Source organism: Streptomyces sp. SID9727, from assembly GCF_010550605.1.
Lineage (GTDB): Bacteria > Actinomycetota > Actinomycetes > Streptomycetales > Streptomycetaceae > Streptomyces.
The window spans coordinates 12,898-28,923 of record NZ_JAAGNI010000306.1 but is presented as its reverse complement, the minus strand read 5'-3'; the positions used below and the strand labels follow the sequence as shown (position 1 = coordinate 28,923).

14 protein-coding genes are annotated in these 16,026 nt (G+C 71.9%); 6 read left to right on the top strand and 8 right to left on the bottom strand.

Translation table 11 applies throughout. The annotated features are described in order from the left end of the window. Positions 1–1,045: hypothetical protein (locus tag G3I41_RS20290; RefSeq protein ID WP_164401795.1), on the top strand; the 1,045-nt coding region annotated here is incomplete at its 5' end. Positions 1,046–1,096: 51 nt separating this feature from the next. Beyond that, positions 1,097–2,512: a M1 family metallopeptidase gene (locus G3I41_RS20285; protein WP_164401793.1), complete on the top strand. Its 1,416-nt coding sequence runs from the start codon at positions 1,097–1,099 to the stop codon at positions 2,510–2,512. Between the two features lie 30 nt (positions 2,513–2,542). Here G3I41_RS20285 and G3I41_RS20280 read toward each other — a convergent pair whose 3' ends face one another. Together G3I41_RS20280 and G3I41_RS20275 are read right to left on the bottom strand one after the other, a co-directional pair. Further along, positions 2,543–4,117, bottom strand: coding sequence for a M4 family metallopeptidase (locus tag G3I41_RS20280; RefSeq protein ID WP_164401791.1), 1,575 nt, complete (start codon positions 4,115–4,117; stop codon positions 2,543–2,545). Between the two features lie 239 nt (positions 4,118–4,356). Next, a complete protein-coding gene (locus G3I41_RS20275; RefSeq protein WP_164401790.1) occupies positions 4,357–4,932 on the bottom strand; it encodes a TerD family protein in 576 nt (191 codons plus the stop codon). Positions 4,933–5,099: 167 nt separating this feature from the next. Between G3I41_RS20275 and arfB the strand changes: the two genes are divergently transcribed. Continuing rightward, on the top strand, positions 5,100–5,534 hold the full coding sequence (arfB, locus tag G3I41_RS20270) for an alternative ribosome rescue aminoacyl-tRNA hydrolase ArfB (RefSeq protein ID WP_164401788.1): 435 nt from the start codon (positions 5,100–5,102) through the stop codon (positions 5,532–5,534). A gap of 71 nt (positions 5,535–5,605) precedes the next feature. Here the strand turns inward: arfB and G3I41_RS20265 are convergent, their stop codons facing one another. Continuing rightward, complete coding sequence (locus G3I41_RS20265) at positions 5,606–6,112, bottom strand: flavin reductase family protein (protein WP_164401786.1); 507 nt, start codon at positions 6,110–6,112, stop codon at positions 5,606–5,608. 325 nt (positions 6,113–6,437) lie between these two features. Between G3I41_RS20265 and cdgB the strand changes: the two genes are divergently transcribed. Together cdgB and G3I41_RS20255 are read left to right on the top strand one after the other, a co-directional pair. Further along, a complete protein-coding gene (cdgB, locus tag G3I41_RS20260) occupies positions 6,438–8,072 on the top strand; it encodes a diguanylate cyclase CdgB (RefSeq protein WP_164401785.1) in 1,635 nt (544 codons plus the stop codon). 143 nt (positions 8,073–8,215) lie between these two features. Next, on the top strand, positions 8,216–9,181 hold the full coding sequence (locus tag G3I41_RS20255; protein ID WP_164401784.1) for a carbohydrate-binding protein: 966 nt from the start codon (positions 8,216–8,218) through the stop codon (positions 9,179–9,181). A gap of 69 nt (positions 9,182–9,250) precedes the next feature. On the opposite strand, the gene G3I41_RS20250 is transcribed toward G3I41_RS20255, so the two are convergent. The 5 genes from G3I41_RS20250 to G3I41_RS20230 all read right to left on the bottom strand — a co-directional run bounded on the left by G3I41_RS20250 (position 9,251) and on the right by G3I41_RS20230 (position 14,456). Next, entirely contained in the window at positions 9,251–10,102 is an 852-nt protein-coding gene (locus G3I41_RS20250) for a class II fructose-bisphosphate aldolase (RefSeq protein ID WP_164401783.1), read from the bottom strand. Positions 10,103–10,165: 63 nt separating this feature from the next. Then, positions 10,166–11,110 carry a 1-phosphofructokinase family hexose kinase gene (locus G3I41_RS20245; RefSeq protein ID WP_164401782.1) on the bottom strand — a complete coding sequence of 315 codons (945 nt, stop codon included), beginning with the start codon at positions 11,108–11,110 and terminating at the stop codon, positions 10,166–10,168. 158 nt (positions 11,111–11,268) lie between these two features. Further along, the gene (gene nagA, locus G3I41_RS20240) at positions 11,269–12,429 is read right to left on the bottom strand and encodes an N-acetylglucosamine-6-phosphate deacetylase (RefSeq protein WP_164401781.1); all 1,161 of its coding nucleotides are present in this window, start codon (positions 12,427–12,429) and stop codon (positions 11,269–11,271) included. Further along, positions 12,429–13,361 (bottom strand): ROK family protein, encoded by a 933-nt coding sequence (locus G3I41_RS20235; protein WP_164401780.1) that lies wholly within the window; start codon positions 13,359–13,361, stop codon positions 12,429–12,431. The genes nagA and G3I41_RS20235 overlap by 1 nt, the downstream gene beginning before the upstream one ends. Positions 13,362–13,547: 186 nt before the next feature. Continuing rightward, positions 13,548–14,456, bottom strand: coding sequence for an SIS domain-containing protein (locus G3I41_RS20230; RefSeq protein ID WP_164401779.1), 909 nt, complete (start codon positions 14,454–14,456; stop codon positions 13,548–13,550). A 267-nt stretch (positions 14,457–14,723) separates the two neighbouring features. Here G3I41_RS20230 and G3I41_RS20225 point away from each other — a divergent pair, with 267 nt between their 5' ends. Continuing rightward, positions 14,724–16,001, top strand: a complete 1,278-nt coding sequence (locus tag G3I41_RS20225) for an extracellular solute-binding protein (RefSeq protein WP_203601382.1) — start codon at positions 14,724–14,726, stop codon at positions 15,999–16,001. Positions 16,002–16,026: the final 25 nt, after the last annotated feature.

Here is a 16,026-nt window from a genome sequence, read left to right as displayed (position 1 = left end):
CGGCGCGCCCGCGTCCCCCGGCACCTCGCCCACCGCTGCCCCCGCCGCGCGGGCGCCCGCCCCGCGCACCACCCCCGATGGCACCCTGCTCGTCGCCGACTTCGGGGCCGACACCGTGTCCTTCGTGGACCCCGTACGGGGCACGTTCGACCGGGTGGAGGTCGGCACCGCCCCCTACGGCGTCGCCGTCGGCGCGGACGGGCGGGCGTGGGTCACCACCGCCGAGGGCGTCGCGGTCGTGGACACCGGGAAGCGGACGCGGCTGGCCCGGATCCCGTACCGGACGCGGACCGGACCCGTGACGACGGGTGAGTACCGGGGCGGGGGGATGGGTATCGCGCTGGCCCCGGACGGCCGGCACGCGTATGTCGGCGTCAACGTGCCGGAGGGCAACGGCGTCCTTGAGGTCGTCGACACCGCGACCCGGAAGGTCACCGGCACGGTTCCCGTCGGGCGCCGGCCCTTCGACGTGGACGTGTCGGCCGACGGCTCGGAGGCGTACGCCACCGGGCACGACTCGTTCGACGTGACGTCCGTCCGCACGGACACGCTCCGCGCGCGCCGGATGGAGGTCGCCCCGTACGGCACCGAGGGCGGGCTCGGGTCCTGGCTGAAGCCGCACTACGCGGTGGTCCGGCCGTCCGACGGGAAGCTGCTGCTGCCGTTCGAGGGCGAGCGGCTCGCGGTCCTCGACCCGCGCACCGGGAAGGTGACCGTCGAGCGGATGACGGCCGACACCCACCAGCACGGGGCGGCGCTCACCCCGGACGGCAGGCTGCTCGTCGTCGGTACCGGCCCGATCGCCTCCGACGACGAGGAGGCGTCGCTGACGATCCGTGAGCCGGACGGCTCCGAGCGCGTGGTGGATCTGGACGGTCCGCACGAGGACGTCGCCGTGTCGCGGGACGGCCGTACGGCGTACGTCACGGGAGGCTTCACCCGGGACGGTTACTGGAACGGCATCACGGTCGTCGCCCTCGACGGGCGGACGCCCCCGGTCCGGCTGGCGGCGGGCGAACGGCCGCTGGGGATCGCGGTGCTGTGAGCCCGGCGCACCACCTCCGGATTACGACATTCCGCACATAGGATCATCCGTGTGGATCATCGAACCCCGGCATGCCGCAGGGCGGCCCGCGCCGCTCTCCCCCTGCTCGCCCTCGCGCTCCTCGCGCCCGCCTGCTCCGGTGGGGTCGAGGGGAAGCCGGGCGCGTCCGGGGTGCGCGATCCGTACTTCCCGAAGCTGGGCAACGGCGGCTACGACGTCACGCACTACGCCCTCACGCTCGACGTGGACCCGGACGAGCAGACCCTGCGCGGGACGGCCGAGATCACCGCGCGGGCCACGCAGGACCTGAGCTCGTTCAATCTGGACCTGGCCGGGCTGACCGTGGAATCGGCGACCGTGGAGGGGCGACCGGCCGCCGTGAACCGGGCGGGGAACGAGCTGACGCTCCGTACGGACGCGAAGGTCGAGGACCGGCTGCGGAAGGGCGAGACGTTCCGTGCCGTCGTGCGCTACTCCGGATCGCCGAAGACGATCACCGACGCGGACGAGTCCGAGGAGGGCTGGCTGCCGACCGACGACGGGGCGCTGGCCCTCGGCGAGCCGACCGGTTCGATGGCCTGGTTCCCGGGGAACCACCACCCGAGCGACAAGGCCGCGTACGACCTGACGGTCACCGTCCCGAAGGGGCTCACGGCGGTCTCCAACGGGGTGATGGCGGGTCCGCCGGTCACGGAGAAGGACCGCACCACCTTCCGCTGGCACACCGCCGAGCCGATGGCGAGCTATCTCGCGACGCTGGCCGTCGGGAAGTTCGAGACGAAGACGTCGACGATGGCGGGCGGCGTGACGGTGTTCACGGCCGTGGACCCGGAGGTGGCGAAGGCGAGCGCGCGGACCGTCGGCCGGGTTCCGGAAGTCGTGGCCTGGGAGGCGGAGCATTTCGGTCCGTATCCGTTCTCCGCGACGGGCGCGATCGTGGACCGCGAGGACGACGCGGGGTACGCGCTGGAGACGCAGACCCGGCCGTTCTTCCCCGGCCCGCCGAGCGTCGGGCTGCTCGTCCACGAGATGGCGCACCAGTGGTTCGGTGACTCGGTCACGCCGGAGAGCTGGCGCGACATGTGGCTGAACGAGGGCCTGGCGACGTACGCGGAGTGGCTGTGGGAGGAGGAGAAGAACGACGTCCCGGCGGAGGAGTCGTTCGAGGAGGCCTACGAGGACAAGGCCAACTGGGCCTTCCCGCCCGCCGATCCGCCGTCCGCCGCGGCCATCTCGGACGATCCGGTGTACGGCCGCGGGGCGATGGTCGTCCACAGGATCCGCGAGGCGGTGGACGACGACGAGGAGTTCTTCGCGCTGTTGCGGGGCTGGACGAAGAAGTACCGGCACCGCAACGCGTCGACGGCCGACTTCACGGCGTACGTGGAGGAGGAGACGGGCCAGGACCTGTCGGACCTGTGGAAGGCGTGGCTGTACGGCGGAAGCCGGCCCGCCGCGGACGGCTGACCGGCTCCCGCTTCCGCTCCCGCGTACGGGTTACTGCACGTTGACGCCGCTCCAGGCGGCGTCGACGGCCTTGAGTTCGGCACTGTCGGCGCCGTAGAGGTCGGTCGCCGCCTTCTCGGTGGCGGTGCGGGCGTCCGCGTAGTCGGTGGTGGAGGTCATGTACTCGGACAGGGCCTTGTACCAGATCTGGACGGCCTTCTCCCGGCCGATGCCGGTGACGGTGGAGCCGTCGGCGGTGGGGGAGTCGTAGGCGACGCCGTTGATGGTCTTCGCGCCGCTGCCCTCGGACAGCAGGTAGAAGAAGTGGTTGGCGACGCCGGAGGAGTAGTGGACGTCGAGGCCGCCGACACCGCTGTCCCAGTAGTCGGCCGAGCCGCCGTCCTTGCTGGGCTCGTCCATGTAGCGCAGCGGGCTGCCGTCGCCGTTGATGTCGATCTTCTCGCCGATGAGGTAGTCGCCGACGTCGGTCGCGTTGTCGGCGAAGAACTCGACGGAGGTGCCGAGGATGTCGCTGGTGGCCTCGTTGAGCCCGCCGGACTCGCCGGAGTAGTTCAGGTTGGCGGTGGAAGAGGTGAGGCCGTGGCTCATCTCGTGGCCGGCGACGTCGAGCGCGGTGAGGGCGCTCTTGTTGTCGGCACCGTCGCCGTACGTCATGCAGAAGCAGCTGTCGTCCCAGAAGGCGTTGACGTACGCGTCGCCGTAGTGGACGCGGGAGTACGCGGCCTTGCCGTCGCCCGCGATGCCGTCGCGTCCGAAGGCGGACTTGTAGAAGTCCCAGGTCTGCGCGGCGCCGTAGTGGGCGTCGACGGCGGCGGTCTGGCGGTCGTCGCCGGTGCCGTCGCCCCAGGTGTCGTCGTCGTCCGTGACGAGGTCGCCGGTGCCGCTGGTGCCCTGGCCCAGGTCGTACGTCTGGTGGCCGCCGCGGTCGCCGTCGGTCAGCTCGAAGCCGGAGCCGGACGCGGTGGTGGAGAGGCCGACCTCGCCGCTGTACTGGCTGTTGCCGACGCCGGCGGTCTCGATCTCCTCGTAGCTCTGGAGGACCTTGCCGGTGGTGGCGTCGGTGATGACGCGCTTGCGGCTGGGGGTTCCGTCCTTCTGGACGCCGGTCTGCACGGATTCCAGGGCGAGGACGGGGGTGCCGTCGCCGGCCCAGACCACCTTGCGGGCACTCGCCGCGGTCTTGATCTTCGGTGTGGTGGACGGCACGGATATGCGGGCGGTGGTCGCCTTGGTGACGCTCTTGAGCTTGCCGTTCGCGGCGGTGTGGGTGACGAGGTCGCCGCCGAGGACGGGCAGTCCGGCGTAGGTGCGCTCGTAGCGGGTGTGGACGGTGCCGTCGGCGTCCTTGATCACGTCACGCGCGATCAGCTTCTCCTTGGCGCCGAGCTTCAGCGCGGAGGCGGTGGAGGAGGCGTCGGACTGGGCGGACTCGATGGCGGCGGTGCGGGCCGAGGCGCTGCTGAAGGCCGGGGCGGTGGAGACGGAGGGGGTGTCGTCGGGGGTGTTCGGGCGGGCGTTCGCCGCGCCGGTCTGCATGCCGACGACGACCATCGCGGCCACGGCGGCCAGGGCTGCGGTGCGACGGGTCGAGATGTGGGGGGTCATACAAGCTCCGTTGCTCGTTCCGTGGGGGGTTACGAGCGGGGAGCCTGCCATCGAATGAACGCTATTGACGGTGTACGAACAATTGCCTCACATTTCCTTGACCACTTCTTGTCCGACTGAGGCTCCGTCATGTCCGTTATCCGGCGGCCTTCGACCGGTCGTGACCGGATGTCCGGACACGCGGGAGCCCCCGGCCGCAGGGCGTGCGGCCGGGGGCTCCCGTACGGGTCTGCCGGGCGTCAGAGGCTGACGCCGAAGTCCTGGGCGATGCCGCGCAGGCCGGAGGCGTAGCCCTGGCCCACGGCGCGGAACTTCCAGTCGGCGCCGTTGCGGTACAGCTCGCCGAAGACCATGGCGGTCTCGGTGGCGGCGTCCTCGCTCAGGTCGTAGCGGGCGATCTCGGCGCCGCCGGCCTGGTTGAGGATGCGGATGTACGCGTTGCGCACCTGGCCGAAGTTCTGGCTGCGGGTCTCGGCGTCGTAGATGGAGACCGGGAAGACGATCTTGTCGACGTCGGCCGGCAGGCCCGCCAGGTTGACGTTGATCTGCTCGTCGTCGCCCTCACCCTCACCCGTGACGTTGTCACCGGTGTGCACGATGGTCTGGTCCGGGGTCGACTTGTTGTTGAAGAAGACGAAGTGACCGTCGGAGTAGACCTTGCCGCCCGTGTTGACCGCGATCGCCGAGGCGTCGAGGTCGAAGTCGGTGCCGGTGGTGGTACGGACGTCCCAGCCGAGGCCGACCGTGACGGCGGTGAGGCCGGGGGCCTCCTTGGTGAGGGAGACGTTGCCGCCCTTGGACAGGCTTACTGCCATGGGAAGTCCCTTTCATCTGTCGGTGCGGGCTTCGCGGTCACGAAGCTACCGTCACAGGTCATAACGCCGACAGGGGACCGCGAGGTTCCGCCCGCCTTTACTTTCTTTGCCGAAGGGAGGCGGGGCGCGGCAAAAAGAGGTGACGAACCGCTGGTGGGGCGGGGAACATGGGTGTCATGTCCGGGCCCTATGTCATCCGAGGTTCGGTCTCCCTCCCGGAGGCCGAGCTGATGTGGCGTTTCTCGCGGTCCTCCGGGCCCGGCGGCCAGCACGTCAACACCAGCGACTCGCAGGTCGAACTGCGCTTCGACCTCGCGGCCACCGAGGCGCTGCCCGAGGTGTGGAAGGAACGCGCGCTGGAAAGGCTGGCGGGCCGGCTGACCGGTGGTGTGATCGCGGTACGCGCCTCCGAGCACCGCTCGCAGTGGCGCAACCGCGAGACGGCCGCCGTACGCCTCGCGGCGCTCCTGGCGGAGGCGTCCGCCCCGCCGCCCAGGCCGCGCGTGAAGAAGAAGGTCCCCCGTGGGATCAACGAACGCCGGCTGCGCGAGAAGAAGCAGCGCGGCGACACGAAGAGGGGTCGCTCGGGGCGCGACTGGTGACGCTGTCCCGGGCCCGCCGGGGCCGCTCAGGGCGCGACCGCTGACACGGCACCGGATCCGGCCCGTCCGGTTCAGCCCAGCTGTCGGTACTTCCCCCGGAAGTACGTCAGCGGCCCGCCGTCCCCGCTCGGCACCCGCGCCGCCAGCACCCGGCCGATCACCAGGGTGTGGTCGCCCGCGACCACCCGCTGCTCCGTGCGGCACTCCAGCGTCGCGAGCGCGCCGCCCGCCAGCGGGGCACCGGTGACCTCGCCGCGTACGTACGGGATGTCCTCGAAGAGCAGCCGGTCGCTGATCCGGCCCTTCATCGCGAACCGGCCCGCGATGTGCCGCTGGCTCTCCGCCAGCACGGACACCGCCCACAGCGGCTGCTCCGCGAGCAGGTCGTCCATCCGGGAGTCGTTGCGCAGACTGACCATGACCAGCGGCGGGTCCAGGGACACGGACATGAAGGCGGTCGCGGTCATGCCGACGTCCTCACCGCGTCCGCCCTCGTCGAGCGGCGGCTCCTGGGCGGTGACCAGCACCACGCCGGCCGCCAGCCGGGACAGGGCGGCACGGAACTCTTCGTTGCTCACCCCCTCAGCATGGGGGACGGGCTCGGTACGCGGGGTGGGGGGTTTCGTCTGCAACACACCGGGAACGCTAGCCGCGCGTCCGGGGCGCCCGCATCGGGCCAGGGGACCAGCCGGGTCCTAGGACCGCCGGGTTCCGCCACCCCGCTGACCTGCCATGACCCCTTCCCGCTCGTTTGTGACTTGAGTCACAGAGTGCAATATTTGCTGACCCTGTGTACCGGGTGCACAGCTCGCTGTGATTCAGTGGCCGTGACACTGCAGTAAGTACGTCACGTACGTCGATATGAATTCTGGAGTGCTGTCGAGGTCTCGGGGAGTGCGAGCGATGGACGCCGAGTCGGAGCCCTACGTCCGTCTCGCGACGATGCGGCAGCTGCACCAGGCCGTCGCCGATCTCAACACGGCGCGGAGCCTGGCCGACACACTGCAGACCGTGGCCGACGGGATCGTCGCCAATCTCGGCTACGAGCTTGCCTGCGTCAACCTCGTCCGCCCCGACGGCGACCTCGTCGTCGCCGCCCTCGCCGGGAACCACGCCGCCGAGGCCCTGATCACCGGCCGGGTCGGCTCCCGCGCCTCCTGGGAGCGCCGGCTCGTCATGGGCGAGGCGTGGGACGGGCTGCGGTTCATACCGCACACCGAGGGCTGGGTCCTCCTCGACGACGACGTGCCGCAGTGGCACACGGAGGGCCCCGAGCCCCGCTTCGAGGACGAGTGGCACCCGCACGACCGGCTGTACGCGCCGATGTACGCGTCCGGCGGCGGCTCGGACCTCCTGGGCGTCATATCCGTCGACCGGCCGCGCAACGGACGCCGCCCGGGCGCCTGGGGACGCGAGGCGCTCCACATGTACGCCTCGCAGTCCGCCATCGCGATCAGCAACGCCCGGCTCCGGGCCAACATGCAGCGGGCCCTGGTCCGGCTGGAGCGCGAACAGCAGGCGCTCCGGGCCAGTGAGGAATCCTTCCGCCAGGCATTCGAGTACGCCCCCAGCGGCATGGCGATCGCCGAGCTGGGGGGCGACCAGCAGGGGCGGCTGCTGCGGACGAACGACGCGCTGTGCCGGCTGCTTGGCCGCCCCGCGTCGGTGCTGCGCCGCTACTCCTTCGCCGACCTGGTCCACCCCGAGGACATCGGCACCCTGCTCCGTACCTCCGCCGAGGGCGGCCGGGCCGAGCTGCGCCTGGGGCGGCGGGACGGCTCGTACCTGTGGGTGTCGCTGCGTAACTCCGTCGTCGCGGACACGGCGGACGGGCCGCGCTTCCTGCTGACGCACGTGGAGGACATCGAGGAGCGCAAGCGCCATGAGCTGAACCTCGCCCACCGGGCCTCGCACGACGCGCTCACCGGGCTGCCCAACAGCGCGGAGCTGCGGACCCGGCTCGGCGCCCGGCTGTGCGCCCGCCCGGACGCCGCGGCGACGACCGACGTCGAGGCGCTGGACGCGGCGTACGGGGACGTGGACGGGACGCGGGGGCACTACCCGGTCACCGGTCCGGGTGCGCACCCGTTCGACCACCATGTGCACGCGGTGGCGCCGGACACATCGCGGGACGACGGCGCGAAGGGGCTCGCGGTCCTCTTCTGCGACCTGGACGGCTTCAAGTCGATCAACGACCGCTTCGGGCACCACACGGGTGACGTGGTGCTCATCGAGGTGGCCCGGCGGCTGACCACCTGTGTCCGGGACGGGGACACCGTCGCCCGGCTCGGGGGTGACGAATTCGTCGTCCTCGCGGACGGCCTGGGTGCGGCGGACGCCGCTGACCTGGCCGTTCGCCTGCGAAATGCGATCATTCCGCCCATTCGGGTCGACGGGCGCGCGGTGCGTGTGGGGGCGAGTTTCGGCATCGGCTGGGCGGCCTGCGGGATGACCGCGGAAGAGGTGCTGCGCTCCGCCGACCAGCGGATGTACGTGGAGAAGCGGTCGCGGTCGAAGGTTCACCGCAGGGCAGGCTGACGTTCTTCCGCGCGTCCCCGCCCGGGTTCCCGCCGAGGTCCTCGTCCATCCTTGACATCGTCCATTCGAGGTAGGCTCGGCCGGTCGGCGAGGGCCGGCGCTATTCGGCGACGGCTGGCGACATGGTGAGGAGTGACCCAGGGATGGCCGGGAACAACGGCGCGAGCACACCCGAGGACGACGATCCGTTCGGCTACCTCTACGCGGACGGGCAGGCGGCCGGTGCGCAGCCCCCGGGGCAGGGCGGCTACGGCTACCCGGGTCCCGCCGCCCAGCCGGGTGTGCCCAGGACCTCGTACAACCAGGTGCGGACCGTCGGCGAGCGGCAGTACGGGCAGCAGGTGCCGCCGCAGCAGGCGTACGGCTACCCGCCCCAGGGTCAGTACGGTCAGCCCAGCCCGCAGTACGCCGCTCCCGAGACGTATCCCGGCGGCGCGGCCACCCAGCAGGTGCCGCAGCAGGGCGGTCGCGGCGGCGGTTCCGGCAAGGGCGGCCCGAACACCAAGGGCCTGCTGATCGCGGCGGTCGCGGTCGTCGCGGTGGTGCTCATCGGCATCGGCGCGGCGCTGCTGACGAGCGACGGCGACAAGGACAAGAAGGCCGAGGCGAACTCCTCGCAGGAGCCCGGCTCGAAGGTCGAGGAGTCCCCCACGCCGGAGACGTCCCCGTCCTCCTCGGCTCCGGCGGAGCTGCCGGAGCAGGACGCGGCCTCGCTCCACCTGGGCGGCTCGGCGCGGCTCGACAACACCGTGAAGGGCGCCAAGAGCGCGAACGGGCAGTACATCAACCTCAACGAGGTGGGCCGGTCGGCGACCTGGACGGTCGAGGTGCCGGACGCCGGTGAGTACACGCTGTTCGTGACGTACGGCGTACCGGGCAAGGACGCCAAGACCTCGCTGACGGTCAACTCCGAGGACCCGCGCGGGATCAACATGAAGAACTACGCGAACGCCCCCGAGGGCGACCTGGAGAAGGGCTGGACGACGACGTACGCCTACGTCAACCTCGTCAAGGGCCAGAACACGCTGATGATCTCGTGCAACGAGGGCGATCAGTGCGACGCCAATCTGGACCAGCTGTCGCTGAAGGCCGGTCACCAGACCCGCTGACCGTACGACGTACGACTTTCCGGCCCCCCTCGCCTCCGGGTGAGGGGGGCCGGCGCGTTCCCGGTCCGCTCAGCCCATCAGGGCGAGGAAGGCGGCGACCGTCGCGGCCATGGCCTCGCGGCCGGGGGCGAGGTACTTGCGGGGGTCGACGCCCGTGGCGTTCTCGGCCAGGTGGGCGCGGACGGCGCCGGTGAACGCGGTGTTCAGGGCGGTGCCGACGTTGATCTTGACCATGCCGGAGGCGGCGACGGCCCGGTGGATCTCGTCGTCCGGGACGCCGCTGGAGCCGTGCAGGACGAGCGGGACGGGGACGGCGGCGCGGAGCCGGCCGATCAGCTCGTGGTCGAGGGCGGCGGTGCGCTCGGTCATGGCGTGCGAGGAGCCGACCGCGACGGCGAGGGCGTCCACGCCGGTCGCGGCGACGTACGCGGCGGCCTCGTCCGGGTCGGTGCGGACGCCGGGGGCGTGGGCGTCGAGCGGGGCCTCGCCCTCCTTGCCGCCGACCTTGCCGAGCTCGGCCTCGATCCAGATGCCGCGCTCGTGGCCCCAGGCGACGGCCTCGGCGGTGGCCCGGACGTTGTCCTCGTAGGAGAGCTTGGACGCGTCGAACATCACGGAGCCGAAGCCCTCGTCGTGGGCCCGGTGGAGCAGGTCCACGGACTCGACGTGGTCGAGGTGCAGGGCGAGCGGCGCGGAGGAGGTCCGGGCGACGGCGGCGGCGGCCGCGGCTATGGCGGTGAGCCGGCCGCCGTGGAACTTCACGGCGTTCTCGGAGACCTGGAGGATGGCGGGCGCGCCGGCCCGTTCGGCACCGGTGGCGATGGCCTCCGCGTGTTCCAGGGTGATGACGTTGAACGCGGCGATCCCGCGTCCCCGGGCCTGGGCGGCGGAGACGAGTTCACCGGTGCTGACGAGCGGCATTGCTGACCTCTGTGGTTTCTCCGGACCCGGCGGGCGGGCCCGGTGCGGGGCGGGGCGCGGCGGTCAGGCCGTCCCCGCTGCGTGTTCCTCGATGGCGACGCGCGGCAGCAGCTCCTCGTACGCCGTGCGGTCGAAGTCGCCCGCGGTGGGGGCCAGCACGGTCGCCGTCGACAGTGCCACCGCCCGGCGCAGCCGGTCCGGCCAGCTCAGGGACTCCACGAGGCCGGAGAGCAGCCCGGCCACGGCGGAGTCACCCGCTCCGGTCGGGTTGCCCTTGACGGGCGCGGGCGGCGAGGCCCGCCAGACGCCGTCCGGGGTGACGGCGAGCATGCCGTCCGGGCCGAGCGAGGCGATGACGCCGTGGGCGCCGCGGCGGCGGGCGTCGCGGGTGGCGCGCAGGGGCTCGCGGGAGCCGGTGAGCTGGGCGAGCTCGTCGGCGTTCGGCTTGATCAGGTCGGGGCGGGCGGCGATGCCCCGGCGCAGCGGCTCGCCGCTGGTGTCCAGGAGGACGGGAACGCCGGCGGTGCGGGCGAGCCGGACGAGTTCGCCGTACGCGCCGACGTGGATGCCGGGCGGGAGGCTGCCGCACAGGGCGACGGCGTCGGCGGTCTTCAGCAGGCCGGCGTACGCGCCGAGGAAGGCGGTCCACTCGTCGGCGGTGACGTGCGGTCCCGCCTCGTTGAACTGGGTGGTGTCGCCGGTGGCCGCGTCGGCCACGGCGAGGGTGCGGCGGGTGTCGCCGGAGACGGGGACGAGCGCGTCGGTGAGGGTGGCGTTCTGCCGGGGGAGCGCGGCGAGCAGGTCGCGCAGCACGGTCCCGGTGGCGCCGCCGGCGAAGCCGGTGACGACGGTGTCGTGGCCGAGGGCGGTGAGGACGCGGGCGACGTTGAGGCCCTTGCCGCCGGGGCGCTCGGAGAGGGCGGTGACCCGGTGGCTGGAGTGCGGTACGAGGGCGGGGACGGAGTAGGTGAGGTCGAGTGCCGTGTTCAGCGTGACCGTGAGGATCACCGCGGCCGCCCTTTCGCGATCGGTCCGTGCTGCGCGTCGAAGCCTTGCCGGAACGCGCTTTCCGTGCTGGTTTCCCAGGCGATCATGCCAAAGAGGGGGCGGTCGGCCCAGACCTCGGGGCCAACCGCCGTCTCTTCGTTACGTGCCTTACGTGCGGGTCAGCGCGTCGCGGCCGCGGGGCGGACGACCCACTCGCCCTTGCGCATGACGCCCTTGAGCCGGAACTCCTCGTCCAGGACGACGAGGTCGGCGTCCTTGCCGGGCTCCAGCGAGCCGACCTTGTCGTAGACGCCGAGGAGGCGCGCCGGGTTGGCGGAGATGGACGTGACGACGTCCTCGACGGGGATGCGGTCGATGGTCACGGCGCGGTGGAAAGCGGTGTCCAGGGTGAGGGTGGAGCCGGCGATGGAGTTGCCCTCGACCAGCCGGGCGACGCCGTTCTCGACGTTCACGGCGAGCGGGCCGAGCTGGTAGCGGCCGTCGCCGAAGCCGGCCGCGTCCATGGCGTCGGTGATGAGGGCGACGCGGTCGGCGCCCGCGTGGTGGTAGGCCAGTCCGAGCGCGGCCGGGTGCAGGTGCGTGCCGTCGTTGATCAGCTCGATGGTGATCCGCTCGTCCTCCAGGAGCGCGGTGATCGGGCCGGGTGCGCGGTGTCCGATGCCGGGCATCGCGTTGTAGAGGTGCGTGGCGACGGTGGCGCCGGCGTCGATCGCCTCGACGGTCTGCTCGTACGTGGCGTCGGTGTGGCCGATGGCCGCGATGACGCCGTGCTCGGCGAGCAGCCGTACGGACTCGATGCCGCCGGGCAGCTCGGTGGCGAGGGTGAACATCTTGGCGGTGCCGCGCGCGGCGTCCATCAGCTTGCGGACCTCGGCCGGGTCCGGGTGGCGGAGCAGGGCCTCGCTGTGGGCGCCCTTGCGGCAGGGGGAGATGAAGGGGCCCTCGAAGTGGATGCCGGCGAGGTCGCCCTGTTCGACCAGTTCCGAGAGGATGCCGGCGCGCTCGGCGAGGAAGTCCATCTCGCCGGTGACCGTGGAGGCGACGAGGGTGGTGGTGCCGTGCTCGCGGTGGGTGCGGACGCCGGTCAGGACCTCGTCCACGGTGCCGGAGGTGAAGGACGCGCCGCCGCCGCCGTGGTTGTGCATGTCCACGAAGCCGGGGACGATCCAGTGGCCGGAGAGGTCCAGGACCGGGGCGTTCTCGGCCTCGGTGCGGGAGATGCGGGTGCCTTCGACGGTCACCCGGCCGCCCTCGACGGTGCCGGTGGGCAGCACCACCCGGGCCCCTGCGAGAACGGTGCTGTCTGCGCGTCCGGCCATCAGGCGGATACCTCCGTGGAGAGTAGATCCCAGGCGAGCAGCCCTGCGCCCAGGCATCCGGCGGTGTCCCCGAGGGCCGCCGGGACGATGTGGGGCAGCTTCTGGAACGTGACGCGTTCCTCGACGGCCGCACGGAGTGGTGTGAACAAGGTTTCCCCGGCCTCGGCGAGCCCGCCACCGATGATGAGCGTGCGCGGGTCCAGCAGGGTGAGCGCGGTGACGAGTCCGGCGGCCAGTGCGTCGACGGCGTTCCGCCAGACCTCGACGGCCTTCGGGTCGCCGGATTCGACGGCCTTGGCGCAGTCGGCGGCGTCGGCCTTCGGGTCGCCGGAGGCGGCCGCCCAGGCGCGGCTGACGGCGGAGGCGGAGGCCAGGGTCTCCAGGCAGCCGCGCTGGCCGCAGCCGCAGTCCGGGCCGTCCGGCCGGATCACGATGTGGCCGATCTCGCCCGCGTAGCCGTGGGCGCCCTCCTCGATCGCGCCGGCGATGCCGATGGCTCCGGCGATCCCGGTGCCGAGCGGGATGAAGAGGAAGCGGTCGGCGCCCTGGCCGGCGCCGATCCGGCCCTCGGCGAGCCCGCCGGTGCGGACGTCGTGGCCGAGCGCCACGGGCACCCCGCCGAGCCGTTCGCCGAGCAGCTGCCGCATGGGTACGTCGCGCCAGCCCAGGTTCGCCGCGTAGACGGCGATCCCCTTCTCCGCGTCGACGATGCCGGGCACGGCGACACCGGCCGCGACGGCGCTCTCGCCGAAGTGCTCCTCGCCGTAGGCGCGCAGGTCGGCGGCGAAGGCGAGGATCGACTCCACGACGGCGTCGGGGCCGCGCTCTCTGCCGGTCGCGCGCCGTGCCTCGTGGAGCAGGGCGCCGTCGGCCCCGACCAGTGCGGCCTTCATCCCGGTGCCGCCCACATCGAGGGCGATGACGTGTTTCACGGGAAACAGTTTCGCCCGAGCGACCCAAAAGGTCTAGTCCACTAGTGCTGTTTGTTGCGCACCCATACAAAATCCCGGTACCGGTTACGGGGAACGGCCCGGTTTGTCGAGAAGGCCGCCCGGGAACGGTCCGGCGTCCGCCCGGTCCCGGCCCGGTTCCGGCGCGGTTCCGGTCCCGGGAAGGGCCTACTCCGGCAGGATCACGCTGCGCGAGAGGTTCCGGGGGTGATCGGGGTCGTACCCCTTCGACTCGGCCAGGACCACCGCGAGCCGCTGCGCGCGGATCAGGTCGGCCATCGGGTCCGCCGTCCCGTGGGCGACGAGCGTCCCGCCGACCGCCGCGACCTCGCCGGCCAGCCCCTCGGGCAGCGCGCCGAAGACCCAGGCCACCCGGTTCGGACCGGTGATCGCGATCGGGCCGTGGCGGTACTCCATCGCCGGGTACGACTCGGTCCAGGCGCCGGCCGCCTCGCGCATCTTCAGCCCGGCCTCCTGGGCGAGGCCGTAGGTCCAGCCGCGCCCCAGGAACGTCCACTGTTCGGCCGCGACCACCGCCTCGTCCAGCGGCTCGGTCACCGCCAGCTCCGCGTCGACCGCCGCCTCGGCGACCGTCTTCACGCCGGCCGGAAGCGGACCGGCCGCCTCCAGGCCCGCCCGCAGGAAGGCGAGCGCGGTCGTCGCGAACCGGGTCTGGACCACCGACTCCTCGTCCGCCCAGTCCAGCACCGCCACCGCGTCGGCGGCCTCCATGACGGGCGTCTTCGGGTCGCCGGTCAGCGCGACGGTCGCGGTCCTCCCGCGCAGCTCGCGCAGGAGGGCCAGCACCTCGCTCGTCGTACCGGACCGGGTGATCGCGACCACCCGGTCGTACGGCCGTCCCGCCGGGAACTCCGAGGAGGCGTACGCGTCCGTCTCGCCCTGCCCCGCGGCCTCCCGCAGGGCCGCGTACGCGATGGCCATGAACCACGAGGTGCCGCAGCCCGTGACGGCGACGCGCTCGCCCGGCTTCGGCAGTCCCTCGAACTCCGCGCCCGCCTGTGCGGCACGCCGCCAGCAGCCGGGCTGGGTGGCAATCTCAGATGCGGTACGCGACATGCGGAGCGGCTCCTCGGGCTGGGCGGGTCGGGCGCGACGCGGGTGGGCCGGTAAGAGAACTGACGCGCCGTCGGTTAAAGGTCTGGACCAATAAGGCCCGTACGTCGAGACCTCCTTAGCAGTCGCCACAGCTCCCGTGCAATGCTGCTGCGTTGTGGAAGCGAGACCTCCGTGGTGTAGACCTCTATGCCGGTGGCGGGCAAAATCGCAGCTCACCCGGAGGGCCCCGCACGGAGGCGGCAGCCGCGGGCAGTGCGATCGACGAGGATGGACAGAGCTGTGCAGCGGCGTTACGTGGGACTGACGGCGGCTGTCGCCGTACTGGGGATGACGGCGGCGCTGTCGGGCTGCGGCGCGGACGGCGGCTCCGGAGAGGTGACGCTGAAGCTGGTCGCGGCCGATTACGGCACGAGCGAGGCGAACAAGTCCGACACGTACTGGGACGGCATCGCCCGCGGCTTCGAGGCGTCCCACCCCGGCATCAAGGTCGACGTGACCGTGCTGCCCTGGACCGACATCGACCGCGAGGTCGCCAAGATGGTCAAGGACGGCAAGGCCCCCGACATCGCGCAGATCGGCGCCTACGCGGACTACGCGAAGGCCGGGAAGCTCTACTCCGCCGACGAGATGCTGAGCATCCCGACCCAGGCCAACTTCCTGCCGAAGCTGATCGACGCGGGGCAGGTCAACCGCATCCAGTACGGGCTGCCGTTCGCCGCCTCCACCCGGCTGCTCTTCTTCAACAAGAAGCTCTTCTCGCAGGCCGGCCTCGACGCCCCCAAGACCTGGAGCGACATAGCCGCCGACGCCGCCGCGCTCAAGCAGCGCGGGGTGTCCTACCCCCTCGCGCTGCCGCTCGGTCCGGAGGAGTCCCAGGCCGAGACCCTGATGTGGATGCTCAGCGGGGGCGGCGGCTACACCGACGAGGTCGGCTCGTACGACATCGCCTCCGACGAGAACGCCAAGACGTTCGACTGGCTGAAGACGAACCTCGTGGACAAGGGCCTCGTCGGCCCGGTCGCCCCCGGCAAGCTGAACCGCGCGAAGGCGTTCGAGGAGTTCTCGAAGGGGAAGGTCGGCATGCTCAACGGCCACCCCACGCTGATGGACGAGGCGCAGAAGCAGGGCGTCGAGGTCGGCATGGTCCCGCTGCCCGGCGAGCACGGCCCCACCACGGGGTCGATGGGCGTCGCCGACTGGATCATGGGCTTCAAGCAGAACGACCACCGGGCCGAGATCGGCACGTTCTTCGACTTCCTGTTCACCGACAAGAACGTGATCGAGTTCGCCGACATGTACGACATGCTGCCGGTCACCGGCAGTGCCTCCGCCGCGATGGAGGACGACGCCGCGTACAAGCCGCTGCACCAGTTCCTGGCGGCGCTGCCGGAGTCGGAGTTCTACCCGTTCGGCAAGACGTCCTGGGCGGCGGCGAGCGAGTCGATCAAGGAGAACATCGGCAAGGCGGTGCAGCCGGGGGCGAACCCGGAGAGCGTGCTGGACCGGATATCGCGGGACGCGACCCAGGCGGAGGCGGCGGAGTAGCCCGCGCGTTCCGCGGGGGCGGGTC

What these genes read in the sequence shown, in the direction of transcription:
- G3I41_RS20275 (WP_164401790.1), bottom strand. Translation starts at nt 4,932, where the DNA reads ATGGCAGTAAGCCTGTCCAAGGGCGGCAACGTCTCCCTCACCAAGGAG.
- G3I41_RS20230 (WP_164401779.1), bottom strand. Translation starts at nt 14,456, where the DNA reads ATGTCGCGTACCGCATCTGAGATTGCCACCCAGCCCGGCTGCTGGCGG.
- cdgB (WP_164401785.1), top strand. Translation starts at nt 6,438, where the DNA reads ATGGACGCCGAGTCGGAGCCCTACGTCCGTCTCGCGACGATGCGGCAG.
- arfB (WP_164401788.1), top strand. Translation starts at nt 5,100, where the DNA reads ATGGGTGTCATGTCCGGGCCCTATGTCATCCGAGGTTCGGTCTCCCTC.
- G3I41_RS20225 (WP_203601382.1), top strand. Translation starts at nt 14,724, where the DNA reads ATGGACAGAGCTGTGCAGCGGCGTTACGTGGGACTGACGGCGGCTGTC.
- nagA (WP_164401781.1), bottom strand. Translation starts at nt 12,429, where the DNA reads ATGGCCGGACGCGCAGACAGCACCGTTCTCGCAGGGGCCCGGGTGGTG.
- G3I41_RS20250 (WP_164401783.1), bottom strand. Translation starts at nt 10,102, where the DNA reads ATGCCGCTCGTCAGCACCGGTGAACTCGTCTCCGCCGCCCAGGCCCGG.
- G3I41_RS20255 (WP_164401784.1), top strand. Translation starts at nt 8,216, where the DNA reads ATGGCCGGGAACAACGGCGCGAGCACACCCGAGGACGACGATCCGTTC.
- G3I41_RS20280 (WP_164401791.1), bottom strand. Translation starts at nt 4,117, where the DNA reads ATGACCCCCCACATCTCGACCCGTCGCACCGCAGCCCTGGCCGCCGTG.